Here is a 25,841-nt window from a genome sequence, read left to right as displayed (position 1 = left end):
AGTACACATTCAAAACCGAAAATTATTGTAAGAAATTTTTGAATATTTTTTGTATAATTTTTTGCAAATCGTTTGAAAGATTTTTTTATTATATAAACTTTGGGGGGTATTGTAATGAAGAAAAAATTAAGGAGATCTTTTGTTTTATTATTGCTTATTATGAACCTTATATTCCTTTCAGCCTGCGGGTCAAGTCAAGTATCTTCAGGAAGCAGCGGCGGCGGAAAACGTACAATTAAAATAGGGTACTTGCCAATCACTCATGCAGTGCCACTGTACATAGAAGATGAGATCGGCAAGAAAGACTTTAAGAATATCAAGCTTGAACTTGTGAAATTTGGCTCTTGGCCAGAATTAATGGACGCACTAAATACGGGGCGGATCGATGGAGCTTCTGTTCTTGTAGAACTAGCGATGAAAGCAAAAGAACAAGGGATCGATTTAAAAGCGGTCGCACTAGGGCATAGAGATGGAAATGTTATCGTCGTTTCCAAGGATATTAAAAGTGTAAAAGACTTAAAAGGGAAAAATTTTGCCATCCCTCACAAATTCTCTACTCATAATATATTACTCTATCAAACGCTTAAAAAAGCAGGGCTTAAATACAATGATGTGAATGTAATTGAACTTCCTCCTGCAGAAATGCCGGCAGCTCTTGCAGAAGGCAGAATTTCCGGATATGTGGTCGCAGAGCCATTTGGCGCCTTGTCCGTTGCTATGAATAAAGGAAAGGTTCTATTTCAATCTAAAGATCTATGGGTAAATTCCGTGTGCTGTGCACTCGTTTTAAGAAATGAATTTATTCGAAATGAGAATCAAGCTGCTCAAGAGTTAGTGAATGAATATGTAAAAAGTGGAAAATTGGCAGAATTGAAAGATGAACAAACTCATAAAATTTCTTCAAAATATATGAAAGTGGATAAAAAGGTGATGGATTTATCATTCCAATGGATTTCATATGATGATTTAAGATTAAACAAAAGCTCATATGAGCAATTGAGAAAGTACATGATCGAAATGGGACTATCAAAAAATCCTCCAACTTATGAAGATTTTGTTGATAATTCATTAATTGATAAAGCGATGTGATCAAATGAACAAATTGAAGAAAGCTTCCAATATTTTGATAGGATTTGTTTTATTAATTGCAGTATGGCAAGCGTTAATTATTTTTGGAAAATATGATGAGGCTCTCTTTCCTTCTCCTTTAACAGTGTGGAAGGGAATTGTAACACTCATTAAAGATGGTACGATTTTTACACATTTTCAAGTTAGTTTTATGAGATTTTTGATCGGATATCTTTTAGCTGTCGTTACAGCAGTTATATTAGGGTTAATGTTAGGGCGGTTAACGAAATTGTGGGATCTCCTTGATCCGATTGTGCAAGTATTGAGGCCGGTTTCGCCGATTGCGTGGTCTCCCTTTATTGTTCTATGGTTTGGAATCGGCAATATCCCGGCAATCGTCATCATCTTTATCGCTGCGTTTTTTCCAGTATTGCTTTCAACTGTTTCAGCGGTAAGAAAAGTAGATAAGATGTATCTAAAAGTTGCACAAAATTTTGAAATTAAAAAGTCTCAATTAATGAAAAAAATCATTTTTCCTGCTTCATTTCCGATTATTGCCAATGGTCTTCATATTGCAGTAGGCACAGCTTGGATTTTCCTTGTTGCCGGTGAAATGGTTGGTGCACAGTCGGGGCTCGGTTATCTTATTGTTGATGCCAGAAATTCTTTAAGACTGGATCTTGTTTTAGCCGGCATTATCTTTATCGGGGTTTCAGGATTGATTCTGGATAAGGCAATCGGATTATTTGAAAAATGGATCCAAAAGCAATGGGGAGGAGCCGGTACAAAATCGAATTAATGATTAGAGCCGAAGCACCAAAGAGATTGACCAAAACCAATAAGCCAGGCACCTCAGCTACAAAATATTGATATCATAGTTGATGTTTCTACAATATTTTATAACTGTAAACGGGTGCCAGGCACTTATTGGCAAGCTTCGATGACCCTCTTTGAGCCTTTCTTAAGATGATAAAGGCTCACGATCATTTGATTCGAGATTGACAACAGCCAGATCGTCCACATTTTTTTCGCAATGAGGGCAATAATAGGCGATTTCTATTTCATGCTGGCACGATTGGTGCACGATTTTCTTGTAGCATTTTTTCAAATGGTTTCTTCCCCAGAGAATCAAAGCGTTAAAAACACTCTCCAGACTCTTGCCGCTTTCTGTCAATGTATATCTGTATCTTGGCGGGTGAACAGAGTAAAGGGTGGAAGTGATAAGTCCGGTTTCCTCCAAATATTTTAAACGGTCTGATAAAAGATTGGAGGAGATACCGTCCAAAGACTTTTTAATTTCGTTAAAAGTCGTATGCCCCAGCAATATCTCATGAACAATTAACAACGTCCAACGATCACCAATAATGTTCAGTGCTTGGGCAATATTACATGGCAAATGATATGTTTCTTTCATAAATAAAACCTCCAGAAAACCTTATTTCTAAAATAATAACATATTCTTAAAATTTAAAGGTTGTTTTTTTGAACTTAGTATAATAAAATTACTAACAATAACCAAATTCCATTAAATCGATCGGAATAGTAATAAAGTCCTTAACACTCTCAGGGCAAATGAAGATCGATTAATTGGAAGGTCAAAATTAATTATAAGGAGGAAATTAATATGGCGCTTTATTTAGTGGAATCCATTTTAAACGGTGCAGTAAAAGATAAGGAGAGTTTTGAAAAAAAAGTTTCAGATATTCAAGAAGTTATCAGCAAGAAAAATGCAAGTATTATCGAAATTCAAGTTTCAAAAGACTTTTCAAGAGCTTTTTTCATTTTCGAAAGTGAAGAGAGAAATACTGTGAATGATAGCTTAAGAGAGTTAGGTGTTCCGATCACTCTTATTAAACCTGTACGGCTTGTTGGGCAAGATTTAGAAGAAGTAAAGAAACAAAATGATGCCGTGAATTACCTTGTCGAATGGAATCTTCCTGAAAATTTAACAATGGATCAATATTTGGAAAGAAAGAAAACGAATTCTGTACACTATGCTGAAGTACCGGAGGTTTCATTCGCGAGAACGTATGTATGTGAAGATATGACAAAATGCCTATGCTTCTACGATGCCCCAGATGAAAAAACAGTCAAAAAAGCCCGTGAAGCAGTTAAAGCTCCAATCGATACAATTACTGAAATTTTGCCGCAAAAATAAATTTGTAAAAGCAGAATCATAAAGTATATTCGCCGATTAGAGTCTGAAGGTTATTATGAGAGTTTCTGAAAGCTCCGGAACCATATAGCCGGAGCTTTCTATCAACATGAGAATTTTCTAAAATTATGTTGGCTATTTTTTAAATGGAACTTATTTTCATGTAAGGATTGGAAGTAAAAACTCGTGAAAGATTTTTGAAGAATGTACAAAAAAGCGGTAGAGAGGAGGATTGGAAATGGCAATAAAGGAATTGAAAGAGATAAAGGTTTTGGAAGATTTAATCGTAAATCAACTGAAATCTTTTGTAAGAAAAATTGATTGTGAAGCCTATTATCCTCGTGATTTCTTAACAGCCCTTGGAAAATTCGGTCTCTTGCGGTCACAAGGTTTGCCTGAAAGTGAAATTCTTTTCCGGGAAGTGCGTTTAGTCGAGGAGATCGCGAAAGTATGTATGACAACAGCGTTTAACTTATGGTGTCATTTAGCTTCATTAACATATATACGGAAAAGCGACAATCTTTTTTTGAAAAATGAAATTTTACCATTGCTTGAAAACGGTCAATTGCTCGGAGGAACAGGTTTGTCCAACCCAATGAAATACTATGCCGGTATTGAATCCCTTCATTTAAAAGCAAAACGTTCTGCCGGAGGATATAATGTTTCCGGCCAATTGCCGTCCGTGTCCAATTTAGGTCAAGATCATTGGTTCGGAATCATTGCATCGGTTAATGAGGAAGAGCGGATCATGGCATTTGTTCCATGTCATGCAAAAGGATTAAAGTTAAAAGAAAAACTCGAGTATTTAGGAGTGAATGGAAGCGCTACTTATGCATGCTCATTTCATGATGTGTTTATCCCAGATGACTGGATTATTGCACAGCAAGCAGACGAATTTGTCGCAAAAATCCGCCCTGTTTTTGTTCTCTATCAGATTCCTTTAGGACTTGGTGTAACAGAAGCTTCCATTCAGTCAATTGAAAAAATATGCAACAAACAAGGCGGATGCAATCAATTTTTATCCATTCAACCAGATGAGTTATTGAATGAATTAAAACCGCTTCGTGAAAAAGTGTATCAGTTATCTGAATCTTCTGACCTAACTAAACATTGGAAAGATTTATTGCAAGTTCGATTAGATGTAGTTCATTTAACTTTAAAAGCTGTTCAAGCTGGTATGCTGCATCATGGCGGTGCTGGATATATACAAAAAAGCGATCCATCCCGAAGATTAAGAGAATCGTATTTTCTAGCCAATTTAACTCCTACCGTAAAACACTTGGAAAAAATGATACAGAGCTTCATCCCGGTAAATTAAATTGGATTTAAAATTCTATAGAATAATTAAAAATTTTAAAATAAAACTCCAAGCTCTTTCATCTTTTCTTAAAACCTATTAAAACGCTCGTTATACTTTGTCTGAAAACTCATAAGAAGAAAAGAGTAAACAATGATCAAACGGGCAGCGAAAGAAGAAAGATAACGGTGGGGTTAACTGCCATAAGAAGAAAATACAGATTCCATCAAATATTAAATAAAGGTTAATGAAAGGCGAGTGAGGAAAATTCACCCGCCTTACTTGTTTTAAAACAACTAGACGATATAATTAAAGCAGCTCCCGAAGTTCCTCAGTCATTTGCTGGACTAACTCCGGTCTCCCATGAAACTGAGCCGGTGTATTCTGAAAGAGCACGGCTTGCCACTTGCCATCGCGCTTCACAGCAATGAGTGTGTGGTGCGTGTTGACCTTGGGATCAATGTCTGACTTTCCGGGTGGCACCATGCCTGCGATCGCACGTAGGACGGCAACTTCTGGACTCAAAAGATGTACGTTTTTGACTTTTGTCACGAATGGGGCAGTTGGGTGATCAGCAAAAATCGGTTGAAGATGTGAAATGATTTCTTCTTTCCCTATCACTTGGCTTCCATCGAATCCGATTAATTCACCATCCTCAGCGAATGGTTCAGCCATAGCATCAGCACTGCGCTTGTTCCAGCCATCTATCACCTTCTGATAGAGCTCACGTACTTCGTTCTCTTGCCCTTTTGAACTGCTTTTTGACACTTCCATTTCTAAGCACTCGCTTTCATCTTTTTTGTTAACTCAATATCATTATAATCTATTTTTTAGGTGAGCGAAAACCTGCTAAAACGGCTTCTTTTTCCGTACAAAACCAAACTTCCGGCTTCGTTTTCTCATACCATGGCGAATCAGGGGTATGATAGATTTTTTCGCCATTTGAACTAATGTTTCCTTTTATTTTGCATCCTCGTTGTGATTTTGGTGTGTTATTATGTACTGCCATGCCTTTTTTGTCACTATTTTCTTTAGCCTTACCAATCATTTCAGGATGAAATCCGTCTTCTTGCGAGTAGTTTTCAATCTTCCAAATTCCAATGCCTTTCTTTTGAGCTTTTTCTTGTATAGCACGGAACTGATCTATATATCGTGTGTTAGGAGGGTATACATATGCCACTCTGGCTAAACCATTTTTTAACAATTCCTCTTGGATCATTTTTCCATCGACATACACATATGCCAACAATCGGCCATATTTATCCCGATTCGGTCCGATATCAAACTCGAGCTCGATTGTTTTGGCTTTTCTAATTAAATCTCGCGTAAACATTTTCGCTTCTTTTCCATAAGGTTGTTCACCAAGTCGGGGATGAGATGTTTCGGGAGTATCCACCAGTAAAAATCTGACTTTTTCAGGTCTTCCATTATAAATTACACCTATTGTATCGCCGTCATAAAGCTCATTAAATCTAACCTTAATTCTCTTAAATTCATGTGATTTGTCATCGTTAATAATATGACTGGAGGTTGTCTTTTCACTGTCGATCTTATTTGTTTCATTTGTTAGATTTGAACAAGCCGAAAAAATAAATAGTAGTCCAATTATGCTAAAAGAAAAAAGTATTTTTTTCATTTTTTCTCATTCCTCAGAAATTACTTTGAATTACTCACCGCTTAACACCCTGACGGGTTGTTTGAAGCGGGAGATTCCTACGAACATCGAAGTAACCTTCGGTTATCTTAGTAGGCTAGCCCCGCAGTCCCTGCGGTTAGAAGTCTTATCTTATGGCTTCATTTTTAAGATTGATACTTGCGTTAATATCTCGATTATGATGGGTTCTGCAAGAAGGGCAGTCCCATTCACGCAATCCCAGATTTTTAACGTCTTTGTTTTGATAGCCGCAAAAAGAACAAAGCTGACTGGAAGGAAAGTTTTTTGCAACAGTTACTACTTGTTTTCCATACCATTTTGCTTTATATTCAATCTTGCTTTTGAATTGCGACCATGATACTTCACTAATTGATTTGGCAAGAGAACGATTCTTTAGCATATTAGCTATAGACAAATCTTCCATTCCGATAATGTCGTCGTGGTTTTTGACAATATCGGTTGAAACCTTGTCTAAAAAGTCCCTTCTTGCATTGGCTATTTTTTCATATATACGGGCAACTTTCTTTTTAGCCTTGTGCCAATTTGCACCGCCAACGGTTCGTCTACTCAAAATCCGTCAAAACGAACAAGACCAAGTTTAGGCAATTTCATGTAGTTGCCTATTACAGCTATATTCCCGTTTGTATACTTTGTTGTGTAGGATTGAACTGGATTCTTTTTAGACTTAAATCGAGGTTGTTTGTTTTGTTTGTTGTAGTATCGAACATAAGAGTCAGCAAGATTTTCAACTGATTTTTGCAACGCAATACTATCTACTTCCTTCAAAAATTTATACTGTTTTTTTAATTCGGGAAGTGATTTTATAGTTTCTTTCTTGTTGAAGTATTCACCCTTCCAATTATTCTTTGGAAGCTGACCATTTTGAACCATTTCTTCGCAAATATGCCAATAATCGTCCTTTGCTTTGTGCTTAGCTAGAAAGAAGTTAAAAACGAACCTTGAACAGCCAATCGTTTTGTTAATGAGTTCCATTTGTTTTTTGTTTGGATAGATACGAAATTTATAGGCTTTGTGAACGATCATGACGTTCTCCTCACTTTAATCGAGAACATTTGTTCCCATTATAGCATATTGAGGAAGGTTTTGGCTATCGCCAACCGACATTCATCACCCACTTACTCATTGGGCTTCGCCCTTCCCATTCCTTGAAGTGGGGGTCTTCTGTCGGGAAATGATAAATAACTGGTTTTATACAAAATTCATCATAACATATATTGTTCCATATACGTAAGTATGTTCGTGTTTTTCTTTTTGAATTAGACCTATTTCCATATTAGGGTTGGGAATAAAAACTCATGAATGTTTTCTTTAATAAAAGATTTTGTACATACAAAAAACCATCCTTTCTATAGAAGTATAGAATGAATGGCTTAACTTTCCTGGTTTGGAGTATGAATTTGCTTAGCTTAATGGTCATCTTTCACCATTAAATGTCTGCTAATATGTCACGTTCATTACGATTTTCATCGAAAGTTAAAGCTTTATCTGCGGGCAAATACGACTCACCATACCATTTGTTATCTTTATACGTATGAATCATTTTATATGTTTTTTTCATTTTCTCGAATATGTTCTCTTCACTTTCTTCCGTTGGCGACCAATACAAGATTTCCATTTGATTGACTTCTTTCGTCGCTAATGAACGACGTTGATAACCGATCGATTGAGCATGCTCAAACCCTTCTCGTTTATAAAAACGAAGTCTTTTTTCCGTATCACTGTCTTCATAATCAACCGGCTCGACTTCTAAAATAATCGGTTTTCCTCTTTTCTTGAGTTTTTCAATCAATTGATGTCCAAGTCCTTGCCCTCTTGAATTTTTGGACACAAATAAATAATCAATAAATATAAAATCATCAAACTCGACGTACATCATCACGTGATTGGGACCTTCATCTTTATTGTAAATATCTCCTCTTTCTTTTAAGAGTGCTTCAATGTGCTCCTTTGATTTCATCTCTTCAATCGGAAAATATTGACTCAATTTTTCATACCAGTTCATCTTTTCCTCCTAAAAATGTTTATTTGAAAAGTTATGTTAGAGGATTTTGGTTCTTTTGTCAAACTATACCAAAATACAAGCCGATACTTAGTGATGCTTAAGTTGTTTTGGTGAATTTTAATTGTTTCTTTATATATAGAATCAAAAAGGAAAATGGTGTATAAAAAACGAATAATAAATATGAGAGGGGGGGATATTGATGAAAATAATACTGTAGAAATAAAGAAATTGTCCAAGGAAAATTTCAGTACGAAGCAAAAGTTCAGCCAATCTATAAGTATTTATCCATGGGTTCTTACTTTCTTGCATACATTTGTTTCAAACTGCGGCTTCATACGATAAGTGGAAGTTTAAAACCCTGAAAAATTTAAATAATCTGAGATTTATTTCTTGGGAAAGCGCAGAATCAGACAAACTTAAACTTTGATAGTATCGTATTTTGTAAAAAGAAGTAGGACAAATACTTAGTTTGTCGGAAATGCTGTTTTGAATTGTCGGTCATTGTCACATTTCCCAAGATAAATCATCATTTTTTTGATAGAATCCTGTGGATGATTGGTGGAAATAACAATTTCCTTCAAAAAATTGGAGAAATTCAGGAGGGAAATTTTTTTACTTTTTTGCGGCCCCACATCATCAATAGGATTGCAGAAAGAAATCTTAGACAGCGCACCATAACATAGTTTGTTGTCCATAACCGATTCCCCGGATATTTACTAGCATCTTTTCCACTTCTTTATAGTCGTCCCCCGCGACCATTAAAAGTTTTTTTTTTTCGTGTAAATCCTCCCATTCATAACAAAAAAGAATTCAGTGCAATTTTGAAATCTTGCTTTTATATATCTGGCAACATACATTCGGCCAACATCCGATGTATACTGGGTGTGGAGGTGATCCAATGAAGCATAAGATACAACAACATGATAAAATTCAACTCATACCTAAGAAAGCTGATGAACTAGGTATAGGTGGGGAAAGTATTACAGTAGAAATGTGGCAAGCGATCGTCCAAAACGATTCCTCCTACGATGATAAATTTTATTATGGTGTAAAGACTACTCGTATTTTTTGCCGTCCTTCTTGTAAATCACGGCCTCCAAAAATAGAAAATATACGTATCTTTCAAAATGTACAGCAGGCTCTTTCGGAAAATTTTCGCCCTTGCAAACGATGCAAACCGACCGGCCAACGCCTGCAGATTATCGACGATTAAAGAAAAAAAGAATGATGGAGGTGCAAAGTAGTTGTGTCAAAAAATAAGCATACAGTTTATTGGACTTTGTTTGTATATGAACAATGGCAAATGTATATAGCTGCGACATCAAATGGGCTTTGTTACGTGGGTTCTCAGAATAAGCCATTTGAAGAGTTGTCCAATTGGGTTAAGAAGCACTTGCCGAATCGTGAGTTAGTACAGAATGATGAGAAATTGCAGCCTTATTCATCCGAATTAACAGAGTTTTTTCAGGGGCAGCGCAAAACCTTTGAACAGCCTCTAGATTTATACGGTACTCAGTTTCAAATGTCAGTATGGAAGGCATTGCTCGAAATTCCGTACGGACAAACGAAATCTTACTCGGAAATCGCGGCTCACATTCAAAAACCGGCTTCGGTCCGCGCCGTTGGAGCAGCTATTGGTGCTAATCCAGTATTGATTATGGTGCCTTGTCACCGGGTTATCGGTAAAAATGGAACACTGACAGGTTATCGGGGCGGATTGGAGATGAAGAAACACCTGCTGCAGCTTGAAAGTGAAAGTTCGCTAGTAGAAGGGAGACACTTGTATGCCAAATAGTATTATGGAACACATTGCTTCATTTGATCGGGGTTTGCTGCAACATCAAATATTTAAAAGTGATAGCCCATGAACTCATTATGTATCATACCTTGCGGAAAACGGAAGATTTGGGAAAAAGAGCCCGAAGCAGGACCTACAAGGGCGGATCAAGCTTATATTGGAGCTTTTCATAACCTGTGCCAGCAATACTCGAGATTGTTTTTTCAAAAATGGGTAATTCTTTCAGCAAAACACGGATTGCTATTGCCTGAAGACATTGTTCCCGAAAACTATGATTTGTCCTTTAGTATGAAAAAAGCGGACATGGTCAGTACAGAAGTTTTAAAAGAACAAATCGTAAAGAAAAAACTTGAATCTTATCATCATATTGTCGTACTCGGAGGTAAGAAATTTCAGCCGGTTGTGGAAAACGCATTTGGAAATAACCGCCAATACGAGTACCCGCTTTGGAATTGCAAAGGATTAGGATATATGCAGCAAAAACTAAAAAATGCCATCGAAAAACGAAAGCCTATCATGGGTATGATGAATGTAAGATAAATGGATTATATTAGGAACCTTCATCAAAAAACATAAAAAATATACAACCATTATAATGATTATTGGGAATTTTGCGAAAATTGGCTTTAAATTATTTTTCTTGAGCAGATACCCTGAAAAATCCTAAATCTCAGAATTCTTTTGAAACTACCTTAATAGAAGCAAAATAGTAAAAAGGTAACTTTATAAAAATGGTTAGAAAGACAAAAATCAGTCCCTTTGGATAAGGGACTGATTTTTTAATGTCCTTTGATTCCCTCCATCATTTACTTGAACTCCACCAAATCTAAAATAGGAAAAGTCGTCTTTCAATTCTTCATGTTTTAAAGCACCTTATGAGAACCACAGGATAATAGAGTTAACAAAATTTCATTATAACGAACAAAATATTCGATAAAAAATACAAAATTTTAAGAAAACAAGAGATATTCCTAGAAAACGAACGAAAAATGTTCTATAAAACGAAAAAATGCCCATTTTTGAAATTTTTCAAAATATTATGATTGAAATATACTCAAATTACCAGTTCGATAAAAAGAACAAAAATAGATGTATTAAAGAACACATACTCGTAAAGGAGGGGGGGCTTATTAGGTACACAAGATTGAGGAAGTTTCGGAAGAAGAATAAAACGCTGTGGAATTTAGCTAAGCTGGTTGCGTTGTGGTATTTGGCTATCGGAATAGGTATTTATCTGACAGGTTCAACCAATGCTGCTTTTTCGGATTCTGAAATAGTAGAAGAAATGATTACTGCTGGAGTATGGGAAGAGAAATCAAATTGTTCACAAGTTAGCAATGAAAAAGTAAAAGCTTCTTCCACTGTTAGTGAAAATAGCGAATCTTCAAAAGAAGTGAATAATGCTGAAGAAAACGGTTGCCCAGAAAAAAAACCAAATCAAGAAGAACAAATACCTTTACCAGATTGTAAAGAAGATGAAAGTTGTAATCAACAAAAGCAAACTGAAAAAGTAGAACAAGACGACAAACCAAAGCAAGAAAATTCAACTTCACCTGAAGATAAATCAGGAAATACAGAATCAGAAGATAAAGAAAAGACGAAAGAAAATGATCAAGCGCAGCAAGATTCAAATTCAGAAAAAACTAACACTGATCAATTTGAGGGAACAGATCATAAGGATCAAGAAAAGAAACCTGACGAGAAAACAGCAGAAGAACAAAATGTAGATACTTCTTCGTCACAAGAAAATAACCAGCAAAATCAAAGTAACGAACAAAACTCATCTGATATATCAGCCGGAAAAAATGAATAGGTAGGTGAAGTAGTCTTGAAACTATTCTTGAAAAAAACCATGAAAATGATTAGTAGCATAATTACTTTTTTACTATTTATAAATTTAATCCTAATGGCCTTCTTGGTTGTATCTTCAAAAGCTTCCGGGGGAGAACCACAAGCATTTGGGTATCAGCTTAAGACTGTTCTCTCAGGTTCCATGGAGCCAACATTTAAAACAGGTTCCATAATCATTGTAAAACCACTGGACATGAAAGAAAAAACACAACTGAAAAAAGGGGATATTATCACCTTTAAAGTTGGTCCAGATAAATTAATTACTCACCGAATTTCAAGTGTAAATAAAAGTGGGGAACATGTTTTGTATGAAACTAAAGGGGATAACAACAAGAGAAAAGATTTAGATCCAGTATTATCTGATAACGTCGTTGCTAAATATTCAGGATTTACTATTCCATATGTTGGTTACTTTATAGATTTTTCAAAGTCAAAAGAAGGCAGTGCCATTTTGTTAATTGTGCCTGGAATACTTCTATTGGGATATGCAGGAGTCAGTATCTATCAAGCTATTAGAGCAATTGATACAAAATCAAAGGATACCGATCCAACTGAAAAAACTGCTTAATTTGGTTGTACTCCTTGTAATAACAAGGATCAACATAGAAAAATTTTACATACCCAAAAAGGGTAAGGAGGAGGAAATGAAATATGAGTATTAAAAAGAAATTAGGTTTGGGAATTGCATCAGCAGCACTAGGTTTATCTCTAGTAGGCGGGGGAACGTTTGCTTACTTTAATGATTTCGCAGAAACTAGCGGTACATTTGCATCCGGAACATTAGATCTAAATGCTCGTCCAACAACAATTATTAATGTTGACAACATTAAACCAGGAGACAAAATGTTACGCGAGTTTAAACTAATAAATGATGGTTCACTAGACATCGCTAAGGTTCTTTTAAGAACAGATTATACAGTAAAAGATGCACAAAATAATAATGGTAATGAGGATTTCGGTAAACATATTAAAGTTAACTTTTTGTATAATGCTGACAAGACTGATAATGTAATCTACCAAACTACACTAGATCAACTTAAGTCTATGACTCCAGACGCAATTGAAAATGAAGTCTTTAATAAATGGTTAGATGAAAAAGGAGGAAAACTTGCTGCAGGCACAAGTGATACACTTTATGTACAATTTGAGTTCGTTGATAACGGTCAAGATCAAAACATATTCCAAGGCGACTCTTTAGAACTTAAATGGACATTCGAAGGTAAACAAGGCGCTGGTCAATATAAATAATTTTATTTAATTATTGGAAGGTGGGGACTGTTACCCACCTTTTGTTGAATCTAATAATGTAAGGTAATGGAACGGAGAAAATAATTTAGAAACAAAGCCTATAATAATGTTTTTAACTAATATTCAAAACAAGAAGGTTGTAAGAATCCATATGAAAAATATTCCGTTTCATAAAAAATAAAATCATACAAATGAATTTCAATGACTTAAGTTACATATTAAAGCTTGTATAAAAATTATTCGACAATTGCAAACAAAACTAAACATGAAACTTTAATAAACACAATACTTTTAACCTATGATACTTATTAATCATAAGATAAGGAAACGAAACTGTGTTGACTTATGACGAAAAATGTTCAAAATAATTATTCACAAAGGTTTTATAAATGACAAAAAAATACAAAAAATATATAAAAAACCAGATAAAATAAAAATATGAGTGAAAGTTTCTAGTCAATATAGAAAAAGGCAAACCTATTGAAAAATAGGGACGCAAAGTCACAGGTCTAAGGTAATGAATAAAAATTACTATGATGGCTGGGCTGCCTGGAATACTTTTTGTATCTAGGGGGAAGTATATGTTTAAAACAAAAGTAAACATCAAGGCGCTAGACTACGAGTGGATTCAACTAATTTTAGAAGCAAAAAAATTAGGAATTGAAAAAGAAAAAATTAGAGAGTTTTTAAAAAGAGAGGGTTTAAAGAAATTAGTATTAGAGAATCACTAAAAGTCAAGACAAATAGAAAAAAGTTTGAAGCGAAAGTGTTTCTGAAAAGTTATACTTTTTGAGAAATGCTTTTTTTTTGAACTTCGGCTAAAAACAAAAAACCTGTTTAAAAAAACAGGCTCATCACATTATTCTTTATTTTGATTCATTTTCCATTTATAAAATTCAAGGAATTCGCGAAATTGTTCTTTAGAAACTCCAGATTCCATCGCTTCTTTGACAATTTTCATCCATTCTGAATCCAAATCCTCTTTGTTAGGTTGTTCGAGAATCAAATGATCAATAGGAACGTTTAATACTCCTGCAATTTTTTCAAGAAACTGTATGGATGGGTTTCTTTGTAAATTTCTTTCTAAGGCGCTTAAATATGATTTTGCTACACCGGCCTGCTCTGCCAATTCTGAGAGGGACATTTGCTTTTCTAGGCGGAGTTTTTTTACACGATCACCAATCATCCATCCTCACTCACTTTATTTGAGATATATTTAATCATATCAAATAAGTACGAGTAGTTCCATATTTCGAACAGACCATTTAACTCATTTTCAACTCATTTTTTATCAATTTATTATTATTGTGAAAATTATAAATATATGTTGCATAAACTAATAACATTAGTTATTATAAAACTAATACTATTAGTTTTAAGGGGCGGGGAGTAACGGTGAAAGTAACAAAGGAAAAGACTGTTTATCAATTGACATTTTTACCTGGCTTATTTCCAGTAAATTGTTATTTGGTTGAGGAGGAAGAAGATTTAACACTTATTGACGCAGCTTTGCCTTTCAGTTTAAAAGGTATTTTGAAAACAGCTGCGTTAATTGGCAAGCCAATTGCGCGAATTCTTCTGACTCATGCTCATGAAGACCATGTTGGTGCACTTGATGGACTTAAAAATGCTCTTCCAAATGCAAAGGTATATATTTCTAAAAGAGATGCCCGTTTACTTGCAGGTGATAAGTCTTTAGATCCTGCAGAACCGGCTACTCCCATACGCGGAGGAGTTCCTAAAAATCTAAAGACAACTCATGCAGATGTTCTCCTTGAAGACGGAGATCAAATCAAATCACTATTAGCGTTCAACTCCCCTGGGCATACACCAGGTTCCATAGCTTTTCTGGATACAAGAAATAACAGTCTAATTGCAGGTGATGCCTTTCAAACAAAAGGAGGAATTGCCGTTGCCGGGAAGGTTCAACCGCTGTTTCCTTTTCCGGCGATGGGTACATGGAATAAAATGGTTGCTCTCGAAAGTGCCCGAAAACTGCTACGATTACAGCCAACTCTATTGGCAACAGGCCATGGCCGAATGATCGTTCATCCGGAAGAAGCAATGAAAAGAGCAATAACAGAAGCAGAAAAACGATTAATTTAAATAGAAATTTAATTTGGATCAAACCGGATAATAATGAATTATCAAGCGGTCATAAAGGTATCGAAAGGAGAAAGTACTTTGTCACCGAGAACAGGACTCGATATGCCGACGATTTTGCGAAATGCAGCAGAAATAGCGGATCTAGAAGGAATAGAGGCGGTAACACTTGCATCACTGGCAAAAAAACTGAACATTCGCCCTCCTTCATTATATAACCATTTTAATGGATTGCCTGGTCTGCGTAAACACCTGGCAATTTACGCATTAGAACGTCTTTTTGAAAAATTGTCATATGCCGCTATCGGAAGATCCGGAGATGAAGCGGTCAAACAACTTGGGATCACATATGTCGAATTTGCACGCACACATCCCGGGTTATATGAAGCAAGCCTGCTTGCACCTGATTCTGCTGACCAAGAAGTTCAGCAGGCCGGACAAAAAATTGTTGATCTCGCCACACGCGTGTTAAGTGTATATGGCTTGAAAGATGATGCAGCTCTTCATGCTGTCAGGGGGCTGCGCAGTATTCTGCATGGGTTCGCTTCCTTGGAACAAAGAGGGGGCTTTGGCCTTCCGCTAAGTCTGGATAAAAGCTTGCACCTTCTGATTGAAGCCTTCCTTGCAGGCATCCATGTCATGAAGCAATACGGAGAGGATTAGAAATAAAAAAAAATAGTAGGAACGGGGATTAAATGTTCGTTATAAAATCATTAAATCTTGCGCTTAGATTTGTGCTTGAATTATGTGCACTGGCCGCATTGACATATTGGGGGTATCGAGCAGGGACAGGCTCAATTACAAAAATTGGGCTTGGAGCAGGTATTCCTCTTTTCACGGCCATAATTTGGGCTACATTTGGTGCTCCAGGTTCCTCAATGGAGCTTCCTGAACCATTACGATTTGTGTTGGAGTTCATCATTTTCGGTATGGCAGCTGTATCAATCATTGCAAGCGGACATACTAATTTGGCACGTACATTCATTTTGTTAGTTATCATTAATCGCGTGTTAATGTTTTTCTGGAAACAATAAAAAAATCAATCTGTTTTGTTGTAAACCTTCCAATCAATGAGAGAATATCTTAGCATAGCAAAGGAAGAACCCTATAAAAGCAGTCAAAGAATGAATTCCATCGTTAACAAGTCTAATTAGAACTTAAAAATTATTCATTTTGCGGCACGAAAAAAGCTCACTTTTCCTTGTGAGCTTTTTAATTTAATTGACCACTTAAATATGGGGTTAGTTTTTCCATCGTGTCTCTTAGTTTTTCAGCATTTTTCCTGTACATTTCTTTTGCCTTTTCAGAATTGGTTTCAAGTGCGAAAAGCTCTAGATCTGCCTGTGCTTTTTTAATCATAGCTAATAAAAGCGGACGCGCTTGAGGAGATGCCACATTTATTTTGTCATCATAAATATCAACTGTTAATTCTCCGTATGAATCAACCTGAGCCATAAATACGTTCTCAGGAAGAACTCCCAGTTTCTCTAATTCAATGTTCAGCCATTGTCGTGTTTTTCCAGCGGCTGACAGGGCGGCATCAAATATTTGACCATCCATGATAACTGTTTGTGGTTCTTTTTCTTGGGCAACCTGCAAATTTAAATCCTTCGGTGTAAGCGGCTGATTTTCTTTTTTCAATAAAACGCTTAAATCGCCTTTCGGTTCTAATAAGGCAAATTCAACATCAGCGACATTAAACACATTTTTTTGCCGGAGAAGTGCCGCCAAATCGTCCATTGTATATTTTTCTTTCTTTAAATTATCTTCGAGAATTTTTCCGTCTTTTATAAAAATTGTACTTTGTCCATCAATAATATCACGAAATTTTTTACTTTTTAATGAGAAAATATCCACTGCAAATGTTGCTATACCAAAACTGAGGATACCAATAATTCCATGGAACATGCTATTTTCAAGACCCATTATGACTTCTCCGGCAACGCTTCCGATTGTGATCCCGGAGACATACTCAAAAAACGACAGTTCTGAAATTTGTTTTTTTCCGATAATTCTTGTTATTAAAAATAAAATAATGAGAAATAAGATAGAACGTATAATAATATGCAGCCACTCCGGCACTGTTTATTACCTCCCGGATTATGAATTTTTGTATTGAGGCTCTTCAAATTCAATTTCATTCTTTCGGATCTCTAGATCATTTTTTACTTCTTGCACAACTAACATGCATTCATGAAAAATTCGCTGTGCATTTTCATCCTGAGAATTTAATGCAAAATTTGATAATTGGGTTTCAATGCCTTTGATAGTAGCAAGCAATTGATTAACGTTTGAAGCAATAGTCATTATCCATCTTCCTATCTTTACTTCTAGATTCTTAAAGAAGCGAAAAAATAAATGAAAAGGGGTTGGCAAAATTGCCAACCGTTTTTTTACTGATTATATTGGGGCTCTTCTTGGATAATTTCCTGAAGGCGCGGTTCAATACTGTCAATAATGGATTGTGTTTGCTCGGCGGCACTTTTATACAATTGCTTTGCATTTTTGTTATCTGTACCCAGGGCAAATGTTTCAAAACTTGCTTGCGCACTTTTTAATCCTGCTATTGTTTGCTTCAATTGATTTCCAACTGTCATATGATAACCTTCTTTCTTTTTTATTAATGTTTACTACAAATAGTAGTATGTCATTTCAAAATTTTCTTATGTACTTTCAAAAATAAAATTTTAAATACTTAAGGTGGAAAATTATTTATAAACAATTCAAGATATATGCTGTCTTTTAGATAAAATATGCAGAGCATATCATTTCTGGATTGAGAATAATTCGGATTTCTTGCCATTAAACTAAAATAGTATCAGAATAAGATGAAGTACTGCATGATTTAGGAGGAAAAGACCAATGAATTTTTACGAAGCAGAAACATTAGAAGAACGCATAAAAATCATGCACAATTTATCACAACGATTTTTGAATAGAGCTTCAGAAATTGATGAAACAGGAATTTTCCCGTTCGCCAATATATCTGATTTAAAAAAATCCGGCTATACTTCTTTGACGATCCCAAAAGAATATGGAGGAAAAGAAATTTCTCTTTATGAATTAGTCCGCTTGCAGGAAAAATTAGCAGAGGGTGACGGATCGACTGCCCTTTCAATAGGCTGGCATATGGGCATTATGAAAAACCTGGCTGAGAAAAGATTGTGGGAACAGTCACTGTTTAAAGCGGTTTGTGAAGATGTTAAAAAAGGAGCGCTCCTAAATGGTGCAGCTACCGAGCCGCAAACCGGAAGTCCGACACGGGGCGGAAAGCCGCTAACATCTGCAAGGAAAGCCGGACAAAACTGGATCATCAACGGTCGTAAAACATTTACGACAATGGCGCCTGTCCTGGATTATTTCATTGTTAGTGCAACAATTGAAGAAAGCGAAAAAGTCGGAAACTTTCTAATCCCGCGGACGGCAACGGGAATCCGGATTGAAGAAACTTGGAACAGTATTGCAATGCGCGGAACAGCAAGCCATGATTTAGTTCTTGAAAATGTTCAAATCCCTTTCGAATATTTCGTTGAATATATCGAACCGGGAAATAAAAAGGCTAATGGTTGGCTTTTGCATATCCCGGCTTGCTATTTGGGAATCGCCCAGGCTGCCCAAACATATGCCATTAACTTTGCAAAGGAATATTCACCGAACAGCATTAAGGGATCAATTATTGAATTGCCAAACGTACAGCTCAAAATCGGGGAAATGGAACTGGAATTGATGAAGTCTCGACATTTTCTGTATTCAGTTGCAAAAGAATGGGATTCAGCCAACAAGGAAGAAAGGAATAAAATGCAGCCCGTGCTTGGAGCAGTGAAAATGGCAGTTACAAACGCGGCTATTTCGATTGTTGACAAATCTATGAGAGTGGTAGGCGCACGCAGCTTATCTTTAGATAACCCGCTTCAAAGATATTACCGTGATGTTAGGGCAGGACTTCACAACCCGCCAATGGACGATATGACAATCCAATTGCTTGCAAAACATGCCATTCGGAAAAATTTTGATAACAATGAATAGAGGACAAGAAGAAATTCTTTTATTGAAAGAAAAATATTAGAAAGTAATCATAATATTATTATGTTAACTAAAAACATTTGCTAAAGAGCGAATCTTATCTAATCGCTCTTTTTTCTTTTTCTGCTCCTTCAAGTTTCCCCAATCCCCGCTTTACCGTTTTAAAAAGTTCTATAAATTGTCATATGAATATTCGGAAAATTTGTATTATAATCAAGATATCCAAATTTTCCGGAGGGATCATTTTCATGATCGAGGTGAAAAACTGCCAGCATCTTTTTTTTGATAGTAATGAAAATTACGTTTTTACGACAGATGATGGAATTGAAGTATTTGTTACAGGCGCTGCTTATCAAAAATGTATGAGCTGCGGCCATGCAGAATTCCCGCTTGAAACGAAAGAACTAATTCAATCTTCGTTAAAAGAAAAACGGATTTCAAAAACCAATCAACAATTATATATAAATTTAATGGATTTATTGTAAGCCGGGTTATCCCGGCTTTTTATTTTTTAGTCTGTCCATCATTGTATTAACGCGATAAAGAAAGCATGTTAATTATTTTTTTAATATAAATATATAAATAGTTCTAAAAAATCAAAATTACCACTATGTTCAGTTTAAAATCTTTGTAGAATAAGCTTTTTCGTGTTAGAATTTTATTGAAAACGTTTTATCCTCTAATAAATAATATTATTTTATGATTTTAAATGTTATATCATAAGGGGAAAGGGTAAAAGAAGAGAGGATAATAAAACGGTCAAAAATTTAATTTTGATTAACAAACAAGTGGGGGTATTTTTGCATGATAAAGCCTTCAATCGGTCATGACCCTATATGGCAGGGGTTCCATGGACCAAACCTTGGCTATATTATTGAGCTTTATGAAAAATATTTAGAGGATCCGGAATTAGTAGATCCGGAAATGAGAGCATTTTTCGAAAAATGGGGCCCGCCAATTATTCCAAAAGAGGAACCGCAAACAGTCAATACCGAGGCAAAAAGTTCACCGCCTTCTTTAACAAAAATGGAAAAGGTGCTTTCTGCCATTCGTTTAGCCGATAGGATCCGTTACTTTGGTCATTTGGCTGCAAATATTTATCCATTAAATGACCATGTACAAAATAACGAGGTTGTCGATCCTGAGAACTACGGATTAAGTGAACAAGACTTATCAACAATTCCAGCTAGCATGATCTGTCCTGATGCACCGGAAGAAATTCGAAATGGCTTGGAAGCGATTAACTATTTAAAAAAAGTGTACACTGGTTCTATTGCATTTGAATATCATCACGTAGCTAATCTCGAGGAAAAAAAATGGCTCCGCCAAAAAATAGAAACAGGGGGAATCCTCCATGCTTTTAAAAAGGAAAAACGCATTTCTATTTTAAAAAGACTAATTCAAGTTGAAGAATTCGAAAAATTTCTACACCGGACGTTCCCAGGACAGAAGAGATTTTCGATTGAAGGTCTTGATTCGATGGTTCCGCTTCTTGATGAACTAATCTCTGAGGCAGTTAAAGAAGGAGCAAAGACGATTAATATCGGAATGGCGCACCGCGGGAGATTGAATGTCCTAGCCCATGTTCTAGGCAAACCATATGAAATGATTTTTGCTGAGTTCCAGCATGCACCGAACAAAGAATTGGTGCCGTCTGAAGGCTCAATCGGGATCAACTATGGCTGGACAGGGGATGTAAAATATCATCTTGGGCTTGATCGAAAAATTAAGGAAGAAAATACTGTAAAAGCAAGAATTACACTCGCAAACAACCCGAGCCATCTTGAATTTGTAGGAGCGGTTGTTGAAGGGTTTACCCGCGCTGCACAAGAAGATCGCACAAAAAAAGGGTTTCCTGAACATACTCCATCAACAGCCATGTCAATTCTAATTCACGGAGATGCCGCTTTTCCTGGTCAGGGTATTGTAGCGGAGACATTAAATCTTAGCCGATTAAAAGGTTATCAGACAGGCGGTACCATCCACATTATCGCAAATAATACAATTGGGTTTACAACTGAATCCGCTGATTCTCGTTCGACGAGATATGCCAGCGACTTAGCTAAAGGATACGAAATTCCAATTTTGCACGTAAATGCAGATGATCCAGAAGCATGTCTTGCAGCAGCACAGCTTGCGATCGAATACCGTACGAAATTCAACAAAGATTTTTTAATTGATTTAATTGGCTACCGGCGGTTTGGACACAATGAAATGGACGAGCCGATGACAACGAATCCACTGATGTATAGACTGATTCGTCAGCATCCAACCGTGAAAGAATTATATGGAAAACGTTTGAATGCTGAAGGTTTGGTCTCTGCAGAAGATATGAAAAAGTTTACAGAGGATGTTCATGAACGCCTCCAAAAAGCTTATGAAAAAGTTCCTAAAGAAAAAGAGGACCATGATTTAAAAGAAACAGAACCGCCGGAAACTGTCGAAAAAGGTTTGCCTAAAATAAATACGGGAGTTCCATACGAACTATTAAAACAAATAAATGAAGAATTATTAACATGGCCTGATGACTTTCACGTCTTCGGAAAATTGGCGAAAATATTGAAACGAAGACTGGATGCTTTTAATGAAAACGGAAAAATTGATTGGGCATTAGCTGAAACACTTGCTTTTGCATCAATTATTTCTGACGGTATTCCTGTCCGGTTGACAGGCCAAGATTCCGAACGGGGTACATTTGCCCATCGCCACCTTGTTCTCCATGATAGTGAAAACGGAAAAGTCTATTTACCGCTGCATCAATTGTCAACTGCAAAAGCATCCTTTTCCGTTCACAATAGCCCTTTGTCTGAGGCTGCAGTTGTCGGGTTTGAATATGGGTACAATGTTTTTGCACCGGAAACCCTTGTACTTTGGGAAGCACAGTACGGAGATTTTTCTAATGTAGCCCAAGTAGTGTTTGACCAATTTATAGCTGCCAGCCGGGCAAAGTGGGGACAGAAATCAGGATTAGTTATGCTACTGCCTCATGGTTACGAAGGTCAGGGACCGGAACATTCCAGCGGCCGGTTAGAACGTTTCTTGGCCCTTGCTGCTGAAAATAACTGGACAGTAGCCAACTTAACAACGGCTGCCCAATATTTCCATATTTTAAGAAGGCAAGCAGCTATTTTACAAAAAGAAGAAGTACGCCCGCTTGTGATTATGACACCGAAAAGTCTTTTGCGGAATCCACTCGTTGCATCCAGCGGCCACGAACTTAGTGAAGGAGAATTTAAATCGCTGATTGAACAGAATGGTCTTGGAATGGAGACGGATAAAGTAGAGCGGATTCTATTATGCAGTGGAAAAATTGGCATTGAACTTGCTGAAAAATTGAAAACTGTAGAAAAAAAAGATTGGCTTCATATCATTAGGGTGGAAGAAATTTATCCATTTCCTATGAAGCAGATGAAAAAATTATTTGACCGTTATCCAAACGTAAAGGAAATCATTTGGGTTCAAGAGGAACCGAAAAATATGGGCGCCTGGAGCTTTGTGGAACCTCTCATAAAAGAAATTGCGCCTAGCGGAGCAGAGGTTTCTTACATTGGCCGCCGCCGCCGTTCAAGTCCGGCTGAAGGAGATCCAATAGTCCATAAACTTGAACAAGCACGAATTATTAATGCAGCATTAACCAGGAATGAACAAGGGGGAATTTAAGGTGGCAGAAATTAAAGTTCCTGAATTAGCAGAATCAATAACCGAAGGAACAATTGCACAATGGCTGAAAAAGCCTGGTGATTTTGTGAATAAAGGCGAGTATATTGTAGAACTTGAAACAGATAAAGTGAACGTAGAAATTATTTCTGACTATGAAGGTGTCTTGAAAGAGCTTCGAGCAAATGAAGGAGATACCGTAAGAGTCGGAGAAACAATCGCTGTTGTCGATGAAAAGGGAGAATCTTCACAGCCAGCATCGCAAGTTTTACAAGAAGAAGAGATGAAGAAACAAATTCCTTTTCAACAGGAAGCACCTACCGAAAGTAAACCAGCAGAAAATGCAACGCCCGAAAAGAAAGACAGACCTATCGCGTCACCTGCTGCCCGAAAATTAGCAAGGGAAAAAGGGATTGATCTAAGCAGTGTTCCAACAATTGATCCACTTGGAAGAGTAAGAAAACACGATGTTGAATTATATAATCCGAACGCGGGTTCAATTAGTGCTGAAAAAGCTTCAGTACAACCGCAAAAACCTGACCAGCCGGTTATACTACAGACAGAAGCCGTCAAACCGGTAGAACGGATTCGCATGTCGCGGCGCCGTCAAACGATCGCAAATCGCCTTGTAGAAGTTCAGCAAACCGCTGCCATGCTTACAACTTTTAATGAAGTTGACATGACTGCAGTGATAAACTTGAGGAAACGCCGTAAAGATAAATTTTTCGAAGAACATGATGTACGCTTAGGCTTCATGTCATTTTTTACAAAAGCAGTCGTCGCTGCTTTAAAGAAACAGCCTTATTTAAATGCTGAAATTCAAGGTGATGAAATCCTGCTGAAAAAATATTATGACATCGGAATTGCCGTAGCCGCTCCGGAAGGATTAGTTGTACCAGTTGTAAGGGATGCAGACCGTAAGAATTTTGCGGAGATTGAATCTGATATTATGGAACTTGCTGAAAAAGCAAGAACAAACAAATTGTCATTAAAAGATCTTCAAGGCGGAACATTTACGATTACAAACGGCGGTGTGTTTGGATCATTGCTGTCTACACCAATTTTGAATGGCCCGCAAGTGGGGATTTTAGGTATGCACAAAATCCAGCTTCGTCCAGTTGCAATTGATGAGGAAAGAATTGAGAATCGTCCTATGATGTACATTGCATTAACATATGACCATCGCATTGTAGACGGAAAAGAAGCCGTTACATTCCTTGCTAAAGTAAAAGAACTGATTGAGGATCCGGAATCACTGCTTTTAGAAGGATGAGTTAGATATCTTTCATTTGGCAATTTGGATATCCGATTTGCAGAATAATATGAATACAACAAAAAAAGAGCGGTTCAGCATATGCTAAGCCGCTCTGAATCTTTTCATCGTTTCTTAAAAGGCTTCAATCCTCGTCTTTTGATTTCATCTTTTAAAATTTTTGCCCATTCCTTATCCTTATCCGACTTCAGTGCATCACGATACGAGACAATCAACAATTCATTACTCATAATTTTCATTTTGCATTCCTCCTCGGAAAGTGAATGGATGTTAAAAATATTTAATTGTTAACTTATTGTAAACGTTTTTAAAGGATTTGAAAACCCATTTTCAAAATATTTTCAAAAAAGACTTTATTTTATTTATAAGCAAGTATAATGAAAGAGGAGAAAAGTAATTGGGAGGGATCAAAATGAAACTTGAACTTGACCACGTGGTTCATTTTCTTAACAGGCATCCGATTGAAGCAGTAAATTTATTAAAAAATTACGGATATCATGCTGTGATGGGCGGACGTCATGAAAATTGGGGCACACATAACAGCCTTTTTTATAACGGATTGTCATATGTTGAATTTCTAGCAATAGAAGATCAACATAAAGCCAACCAAACAGATAATCCCCTTGTCCAACAGCTAACAAAAGATATACGAAATGGTGAAGGAGTTGGACAAATTTGTCTTAGGACAAATAATATTTCTGTTTTAAAACAAACCATTAGAAAAAGAGGTTTTAATACATCCGAAATTTTTGAGGGCAGCCGGAGACGTGAGGATGGATCAGTCATTCGTTGGAAAATGCTTTTTATTCTTGAGAAAAATTTTATGCCATTTCCTTTTTTTATTGAATGGGAACAAACGGATGAAGAACGGCTTAATGAATTAAAAAAGCTGCGAATGATAACAGAAGATCAGGAAAATCGTTCAATTAAATCGGTAAGCTATACTGTACATAATGCTGAAAAAGCTGCAAAAAAATGGTCAAAATTATTTGATGTACCAATTCATAATTTTTCAAATTCAGATGAAATTACTGCAGGTATCCAGATTGGAGGATTAGAAATCGTTTTTGTCCAGCCTGCCTTGAAAGAAAGCAGTCTTTATAAAGTTTTGCAGCAGCGAGGTGAAAGACCTTTTTTTGTAAAATTTGAACCGACCCTTCGTAAACAGGGAATTGAGCTGTTTGGAACTAGATATCAATAAGGAGGTTATTTCTTTGTTGCAAAAATTTACTATTCGTACAAATAAACGTGATGAATTTTATGAGGTAACGTCTGAAGTGGAAAAAGCAGTAAAAAACTCCGGAATTAAGGAAGGTGTGGCGATCGTATATTGTCCTCATACGACGGCCGGAATTACCATTAATGAAAATGCTGACCCGGATGTGAAACGCGACATGATTCGCCGGTTTGATGAAATTTACCCTTGGCACCACACATTGGATCGACATATGGAAGGAAACACGGCGGCCCATATGAAAGCTAGCACTGTAGGTGCATCCCAGCAGATCATTATTTCCAACGGAGAGCTATTGTTAGGAATATGGCAGGGAATTTACTTTTGTGAATTTGATGGTCCGCGTACCCGAACTTTTTATGTAAAAATTATACAGTCAGAATAAAGTGAATCATCCATCAGGGGTCTGGCCCTTTGTTTCTGAGCCAGATCCAATTTTTTTATTAATTTTTGGATG

General features: G+C 36.5%; 28 protein-coding genes, 2 pseudogenes and 1 riboswitch. Of the genes and pseudogenes, 20 read left to right on the top strand and 10 right to left on the bottom strand.

Translation table 11 applies throughout. The annotated features are described in order from the left end of the window. Positions 1–114 precede the first annotated feature (114 nt). Both BMMGA3_RS08285 and BMMGA3_RS08280 read left to right on the top strand, forming a co-directional pair. Positions 115–1,089 carry an ABC transporter substrate-binding protein gene (locus tag BMMGA3_RS08285; RefSeq protein ID WP_004434218.1) on the top strand — a complete coding sequence of 325 codons (975 nt, stop codon included), beginning with the start codon at positions 115–117 and terminating at the stop codon, positions 1,087–1,089. A 4-nt stretch (positions 1,090–1,093) separates the two neighbouring features. After that, the gene (locus BMMGA3_RS08280) at positions 1,094–1,867 is read left to right on the top strand and encodes an ABC transporter permease (RefSeq protein WP_004434216.1); all 774 of its coding nucleotides are present in this window, start codon (positions 1,094–1,096) and stop codon (positions 1,865–1,867) included. Between the two features lie 162 nt (positions 1,868–2,029). On the opposite strand, the gene BMMGA3_RS08275 is transcribed toward BMMGA3_RS08280, so the two are convergent. Then, positions 2,030–2,482, bottom strand: coding sequence for a winged helix-turn-helix transcriptional regulator (locus tag BMMGA3_RS08275; protein WP_004434213.1), 453 nt, complete (start codon positions 2,480–2,482; stop codon positions 2,030–2,032). A gap of 210 nt (positions 2,483–2,692) precedes the next feature. On the opposite strand from BMMGA3_RS08275, the gene BMMGA3_RS08270 reads away from it, so the two are divergent. Together BMMGA3_RS08270 and BMMGA3_RS08265 are read left to right on the top strand one after the other, a co-directional pair. Further along, positions 2,693–3,226: a DUF4242 domain-containing protein gene (locus BMMGA3_RS08270; RefSeq protein ID WP_004434212.1), complete on the top strand. Its 534-nt coding sequence runs from the start codon at positions 2,693–2,695 to the stop codon at positions 3,224–3,226. A gap of 235 nt (positions 3,227–3,461) precedes the next feature. Beyond that, positions 3,462–4,541: an acyl-CoA dehydrogenase family protein gene (locus BMMGA3_RS08265; protein ID WP_004434210.1), complete on the top strand. Its 1,080-nt coding sequence runs from the start codon at positions 3,462–3,464 to the stop codon at positions 4,539–4,541. Positions 4,542–4,829: 288 nt separating this feature from the next. Here the strand turns inward: BMMGA3_RS08265 and BMMGA3_RS08260 are convergent, their stop codons facing one another. The 4 genes and pseudogenes from BMMGA3_RS08260 to BMMGA3_RS08245 form a co-directional block, all read right to left on the bottom strand. Continuing rightward, the gene (locus BMMGA3_RS08260; protein WP_004434207.1) at positions 4,830–5,294 is read right to left on the bottom strand and encodes an SgcJ/EcaC family oxidoreductase; all 465 of its coding nucleotides are present in this window, start codon (positions 5,292–5,294) and stop codon (positions 4,830–4,832) included. A 49-nt stretch (positions 5,295–5,343) separates the two neighbouring features. Further along, the gene (locus BMMGA3_RS08255; protein ID WP_004434205.1) at positions 5,344–6,156 is read right to left on the bottom strand and encodes a thermonuclease family protein; all 813 of its coding nucleotides are present in this window, start codon (positions 6,154–6,156) and stop codon (positions 5,344–5,346) included. A 77-nt stretch (positions 6,157–6,233) separates the two neighbouring features. Beyond that, a pseudogene (locus BMMGA3_RS17895) lies at positions 6,234–7,218 on the bottom strand (RNA-guided endonuclease TnpB family protein). Positions 7,219–7,621: 403 nt separating this feature from the next. Then, on the bottom strand, positions 7,622–8,197 hold the full coding sequence (locus BMMGA3_RS08245; RefSeq protein WP_004434198.1) for a GNAT family N-acetyltransferase: 576 nt from the start codon (positions 8,195–8,197) through the stop codon (positions 7,622–7,624). An 898-nt stretch (positions 8,198–9,095) separates the two neighbouring features. Here BMMGA3_RS08245 and BMMGA3_RS08235 point away from each other — a divergent pair. The 7 genes and pseudogenes from BMMGA3_RS08235 to BMMGA3_RS17295 all read left to right on the top strand — a co-directional run. Continuing rightward, positions 9,096–9,392, top strand: a pseudogene (locus tag BMMGA3_RS08235) (Ada metal-binding domain-containing protein); the annotation flags it as partial. 51 nt (positions 9,393–9,443) lie between these two features. Next, the gene (locus BMMGA3_RS08230) at positions 9,444–9,992 is read left to right on the top strand and encodes a methylated-DNA--[protein]-cysteine S-methyltransferase (protein WP_004434188.1); all 549 of its coding nucleotides are present in this window, start codon (positions 9,444–9,446) and stop codon (positions 9,990–9,992) included. Between the two features lie 69 nt (positions 9,993–10,061). Beyond that, positions 10,062–10,535, top strand: a complete 474-nt coding sequence (locus BMMGA3_RS08225; RefSeq protein WP_004434184.1) for a DUF6884 domain-containing protein — start codon at positions 10,062–10,064, stop codon at positions 10,533–10,535. Between the two features lie 670 nt (positions 10,536–11,205). Further along, positions 11,206–11,808: a SipW-dependent-type signal peptide-containing protein gene (locus BMMGA3_RS08220; RefSeq protein ID WP_185762543.1), complete on the top strand. Its 603-nt coding sequence runs from the start codon at positions 11,206–11,208 to the stop codon at positions 11,806–11,808. Positions 11,809–11,823: 15 nt separating this feature from the next. Continuing rightward, on the top strand, positions 11,824–12,414 hold the full coding sequence (gene sipW / locus BMMGA3_RS08215) for a signal peptidase I SipW (RefSeq protein ID WP_004434177.1): 591 nt from the start codon (positions 11,824–11,826) through the stop codon (positions 12,412–12,414). 83 nt (positions 12,415–12,497) lie between these two features. Beyond that, a complete protein-coding gene (locus tag BMMGA3_RS08210) occupies positions 12,498–13,094 on the top strand; it encodes a CalY family protein (protein WP_004434174.1) in 597 nt (198 codons plus the stop codon). A gap of 460 nt (positions 13,095–13,554) precedes the next feature. Further along, a riboswitch (cyclic di-GMP riboswitch) is annotated at positions 13,555–13,647 on the top strand. A 28-nt stretch (positions 13,648–13,675) separates the two neighbouring features. Beyond that, positions 13,676–13,825, top strand: coding sequence for an anti-repressor SinI family protein (locus BMMGA3_RS17295; RefSeq protein WP_081848749.1), 150 nt, complete (start codon positions 13,676–13,678; stop codon positions 13,823–13,825). A 128-nt stretch (positions 13,826–13,953) separates the two neighbouring features. Here BMMGA3_RS17295 and BMMGA3_RS08205 read toward each other — a convergent pair whose 3' ends face one another. Next, positions 13,954–14,280 (bottom strand): helix-turn-helix domain-containing protein, encoded by a 327-nt coding sequence (locus BMMGA3_RS08205; RefSeq protein ID WP_004434169.1) that lies wholly within the window; start codon positions 14,278–14,280, stop codon positions 13,954–13,956. Between the two features lie 209 nt (positions 14,281–14,489). Between BMMGA3_RS08205 and BMMGA3_RS08200 the strand changes: the two genes are divergently transcribed. From BMMGA3_RS08200 to BMMGA3_RS08190, 3 genes are all read left to right on the top strand, one after another. Beyond that, entirely contained in the window at positions 14,490–15,200 is a 711-nt protein-coding gene (locus BMMGA3_RS08200) for an MBL fold metallo-hydrolase (RefSeq protein ID WP_004434167.1), read from the top strand. Between the two features lie 78 nt (positions 15,201–15,278). After that, positions 15,279–15,860 (top strand): TetR/AcrR family transcriptional regulator, encoded by a 582-nt coding sequence (locus BMMGA3_RS08195; RefSeq protein WP_004434162.1) that lies wholly within the window; start codon positions 15,279–15,281, stop codon positions 15,858–15,860. 32 nt (positions 15,861–15,892) lie between these two features. Then, on the top strand, positions 15,893–16,231 hold the full coding sequence (locus BMMGA3_RS08190; RefSeq protein ID WP_004434159.1) for a YrdB family protein: 339 nt from the start codon (positions 15,893–15,895) through the stop codon (positions 16,229–16,231). Between the two features lie 178 nt (positions 16,232–16,409). On the opposite strand, the gene BMMGA3_RS08185 is transcribed toward BMMGA3_RS08190, so the two are convergent. The 3 genes from BMMGA3_RS08185 to BMMGA3_RS08175 all read right to left on the bottom strand — a co-directional run bounded on the left by BMMGA3_RS08185 (position 16,410) and on the right by BMMGA3_RS08175 (position 17,794). Then, entirely contained in the window at positions 16,410–17,279 is an 870-nt protein-coding gene (locus BMMGA3_RS08185) for a DUF421 domain-containing protein (protein ID WP_004434156.1), read from the bottom strand. Between the two features lie 18 nt (positions 17,280–17,297). Beyond that, the gene (locus BMMGA3_RS08180; protein WP_004434153.1) at positions 17,298–17,504 is read right to left on the bottom strand and encodes a DUF1657 domain-containing protein; all 207 of its coding nucleotides are present in this window, start codon (positions 17,502–17,504) and stop codon (positions 17,298–17,300) included. Positions 17,505–17,590: 86 nt separating this feature from the next. Beyond that, positions 17,591–17,794: a DUF1657 domain-containing protein gene (locus BMMGA3_RS08175; RefSeq protein WP_004434151.1), complete on the bottom strand. Its 204-nt coding sequence runs from the start codon at positions 17,792–17,794 to the stop codon at positions 17,591–17,593. 265 nt (positions 17,795–18,059) lie between these two features. Between BMMGA3_RS08175 and BMMGA3_RS08170 the strand changes: the two genes are divergently transcribed. The 4 genes from BMMGA3_RS08170 (at position 18,060) to odhB (ending at position 24,150) form a co-directional block, all read left to right on the top strand. Next, the gene (locus tag BMMGA3_RS08170; protein WP_004434148.1) at positions 18,060–19,223 is read left to right on the top strand and encodes an acyl-CoA dehydrogenase family protein; all 1,164 of its coding nucleotides are present in this window, start codon (positions 18,060–18,062) and stop codon (positions 19,221–19,223) included. A 245-nt stretch (positions 19,224–19,468) separates the two neighbouring features. Continuing rightward, positions 19,469–19,705 (top strand): hypothetical protein, encoded by a 237-nt coding sequence (locus BMMGA3_RS08165; RefSeq protein ID WP_004434146.1) that lies wholly within the window; start codon positions 19,469–19,471, stop codon positions 19,703–19,705. A 319-nt stretch (positions 19,706–20,024) separates the two neighbouring features. Further along, the gene (locus BMMGA3_RS08160) at positions 20,025–22,880 is read left to right on the top strand and encodes a 2-oxoglutarate dehydrogenase E1 component (RefSeq protein ID WP_004434145.1); all 2,856 of its coding nucleotides are present in this window, start codon (positions 20,025–20,027) and stop codon (positions 22,878–22,880) included. Between the two features lies 1 nt (position 22,881). After that, positions 22,882–24,150, top strand: a complete 1,269-nt coding sequence (odhB, locus tag BMMGA3_RS08155) for a 2-oxoglutarate dehydrogenase complex dihydrolipoyllysine-residue succinyltransferase (protein ID WP_004434143.1) — start codon at positions 22,882–22,884, stop codon at positions 24,148–24,150. A gap of 104 nt (positions 24,151–24,254) precedes the next feature. Here the strand turns inward: odhB and sda are convergent, their stop codons facing one another. Next, entirely contained in the window at positions 24,255–24,389 is a 135-nt protein-coding gene (gene sda / locus BMMGA3_RS08150) for a sporulation histidine kinase inhibitor Sda (RefSeq protein ID WP_004434141.1), read from the bottom strand. 173 nt (positions 24,390–24,562) lie between these two features. Between sda and BMMGA3_RS08145 the strand changes: the two genes are divergently transcribed. Both BMMGA3_RS08145 and BMMGA3_RS08140 read left to right on the top strand, forming a co-directional pair. Beyond that, the gene (locus tag BMMGA3_RS08145; RefSeq protein WP_004434135.1) at positions 24,563–25,351 is read left to right on the top strand and encodes a VOC family protein; all 789 of its coding nucleotides are present in this window, start codon (positions 24,563–24,565) and stop codon (positions 25,349–25,351) included. Positions 25,352–25,364: 13 nt separating this feature from the next. Next, the gene (locus BMMGA3_RS08140; protein ID WP_004434130.1) at positions 25,365–25,769 is read left to right on the top strand and encodes a secondary thiamine-phosphate synthase enzyme YjbQ; all 405 of its coding nucleotides are present in this window, start codon (positions 25,365–25,367) and stop codon (positions 25,767–25,769) included. Positions 25,770–25,841 lie beyond the last annotated feature (72 nt).

Source organism: Bacillus methanolicus MGA3, from assembly GCF_000724485.1.
Lineage (GTDB): Bacteria > Bacillota > Bacilli > Bacillales > Cytobacillaceae > Bacillus_Z > Bacillus_Z methanolicus_A.
This window is presented reverse-complemented; position numbering and strand designations above follow the sequence as displayed.

Coding starts and splice junctions, on each gene's coding strand:
- BMMGA3_RS08255 (WP_004434205.1), bottom strand. CDS start 6,156: ATGAAAAAAATACTTTTTTCTTTTAGCATAATTGGACTACTATTTATT.
- BMMGA3_RS08285 (WP_004434218.1), top strand. CDS start 115: ATGAAGAAAAAATTAAGGAGATCTTTTGTTTTATTATTGCTTATTATG.
- BMMGA3_RS08280 (WP_004434216.1), top strand. CDS start 1,094: ATGAACAAATTGAAGAAAGCTTCCAATATTTTGATAGGATTTGTTTTA.
- BMMGA3_RS08160 (WP_004434145.1), top strand. CDS start 20,025: ATGATAAAGCCTTCAATCGGTCATGACCCTATATGGCAGGGGTTCCAT.
- BMMGA3_RS08190 (WP_004434159.1), top strand. CDS start 15,893: ATGTTCGTTATAAAATCATTAAATCTTGCGCTTAGATTTGTGCTTGAA.
- BMMGA3_RS08175 (WP_004434151.1), bottom strand. CDS start 17,794: ATGACAGTTGGAAATCAATTGAAGCAAACAATAGCAGGATTAAAAAGT.
- BMMGA3_RS08180 (WP_004434153.1), bottom strand. CDS start 17,504: ATGACTATTGCTTCAAACGTTAATCAATTGCTTGCTACTATCAAAGGC.
- BMMGA3_RS17295 (WP_081848749.1), top strand. CDS start 13,676: ATGTTTAAAACAAAAGTAAACATCAAGGCGCTAGACTACGAGTGGATT.
- BMMGA3_RS08225 (WP_004434184.1), top strand. CDS start 10,062: ATGAACTCATTATGTATCATACCTTGCGGAAAACGGAAGATTTGGGAA.
- BMMGA3_RS08270 (WP_004434212.1), top strand. CDS start 2,693: ATGGCGCTTTATTTAGTGGAATCCATTTTAAACGGTGCAGTAAAAGAT.
- BMMGA3_RS08165 (WP_004434146.1), top strand. CDS start 19,469: ATGATCGAGGTGAAAAACTGCCAGCATCTTTTTTTTGATAGTAATGAA.
- BMMGA3_RS08205 (WP_004434169.1), bottom strand. CDS start 14,280: ATGATTGGTGATCGTGTAAAAAAACTCCGCCTAGAAAAGCAAATGTCC.
- BMMGA3_RS08145 (WP_004434135.1), top strand. CDS start 24,563: ATGAAACTTGAACTTGACCACGTGGTTCATTTTCTTAACAGGCATCCG.
- BMMGA3_RS08260 (WP_004434207.1), bottom strand. CDS start 5,294: ATGGAAGTGTCAAAAAGCAGTTCAAAAGGGCAAGAGAACGAAGTACGT.
- BMMGA3_RS08275 (WP_004434213.1), bottom strand. CDS start 2,482: ATGAAAGAAACATATCATTTGCCATGTAATATTGCCCAAGCACTGAAC.
- sda (WP_004434141.1), bottom strand. CDS start 24,389: ATGAAAATTATGAGTAATGAATTGTTGATTGTCTCGTATCGTGATGCA.
- BMMGA3_RS08265 (WP_004434210.1), top strand. CDS start 3,462: ATGGCAATAAAGGAATTGAAAGAGATAAAGGTTTTGGAAGATTTAATC.
- BMMGA3_RS08210 (WP_004434174.1), top strand. CDS start 12,498: ATGAGTATTAAAAAGAAATTAGGTTTGGGAATTGCATCAGCAGCACTA.
- BMMGA3_RS08245 (WP_004434198.1), bottom strand. CDS start 8,197: ATGAACTGGTATGAAAAATTGAGTCAATATTTTCCGATTGAAGAGATG.
- BMMGA3_RS08170 (WP_004434148.1), top strand. CDS start 18,060: ATGAATTTTTACGAAGCAGAAACATTAGAAGAACGCATAAAAATCATG.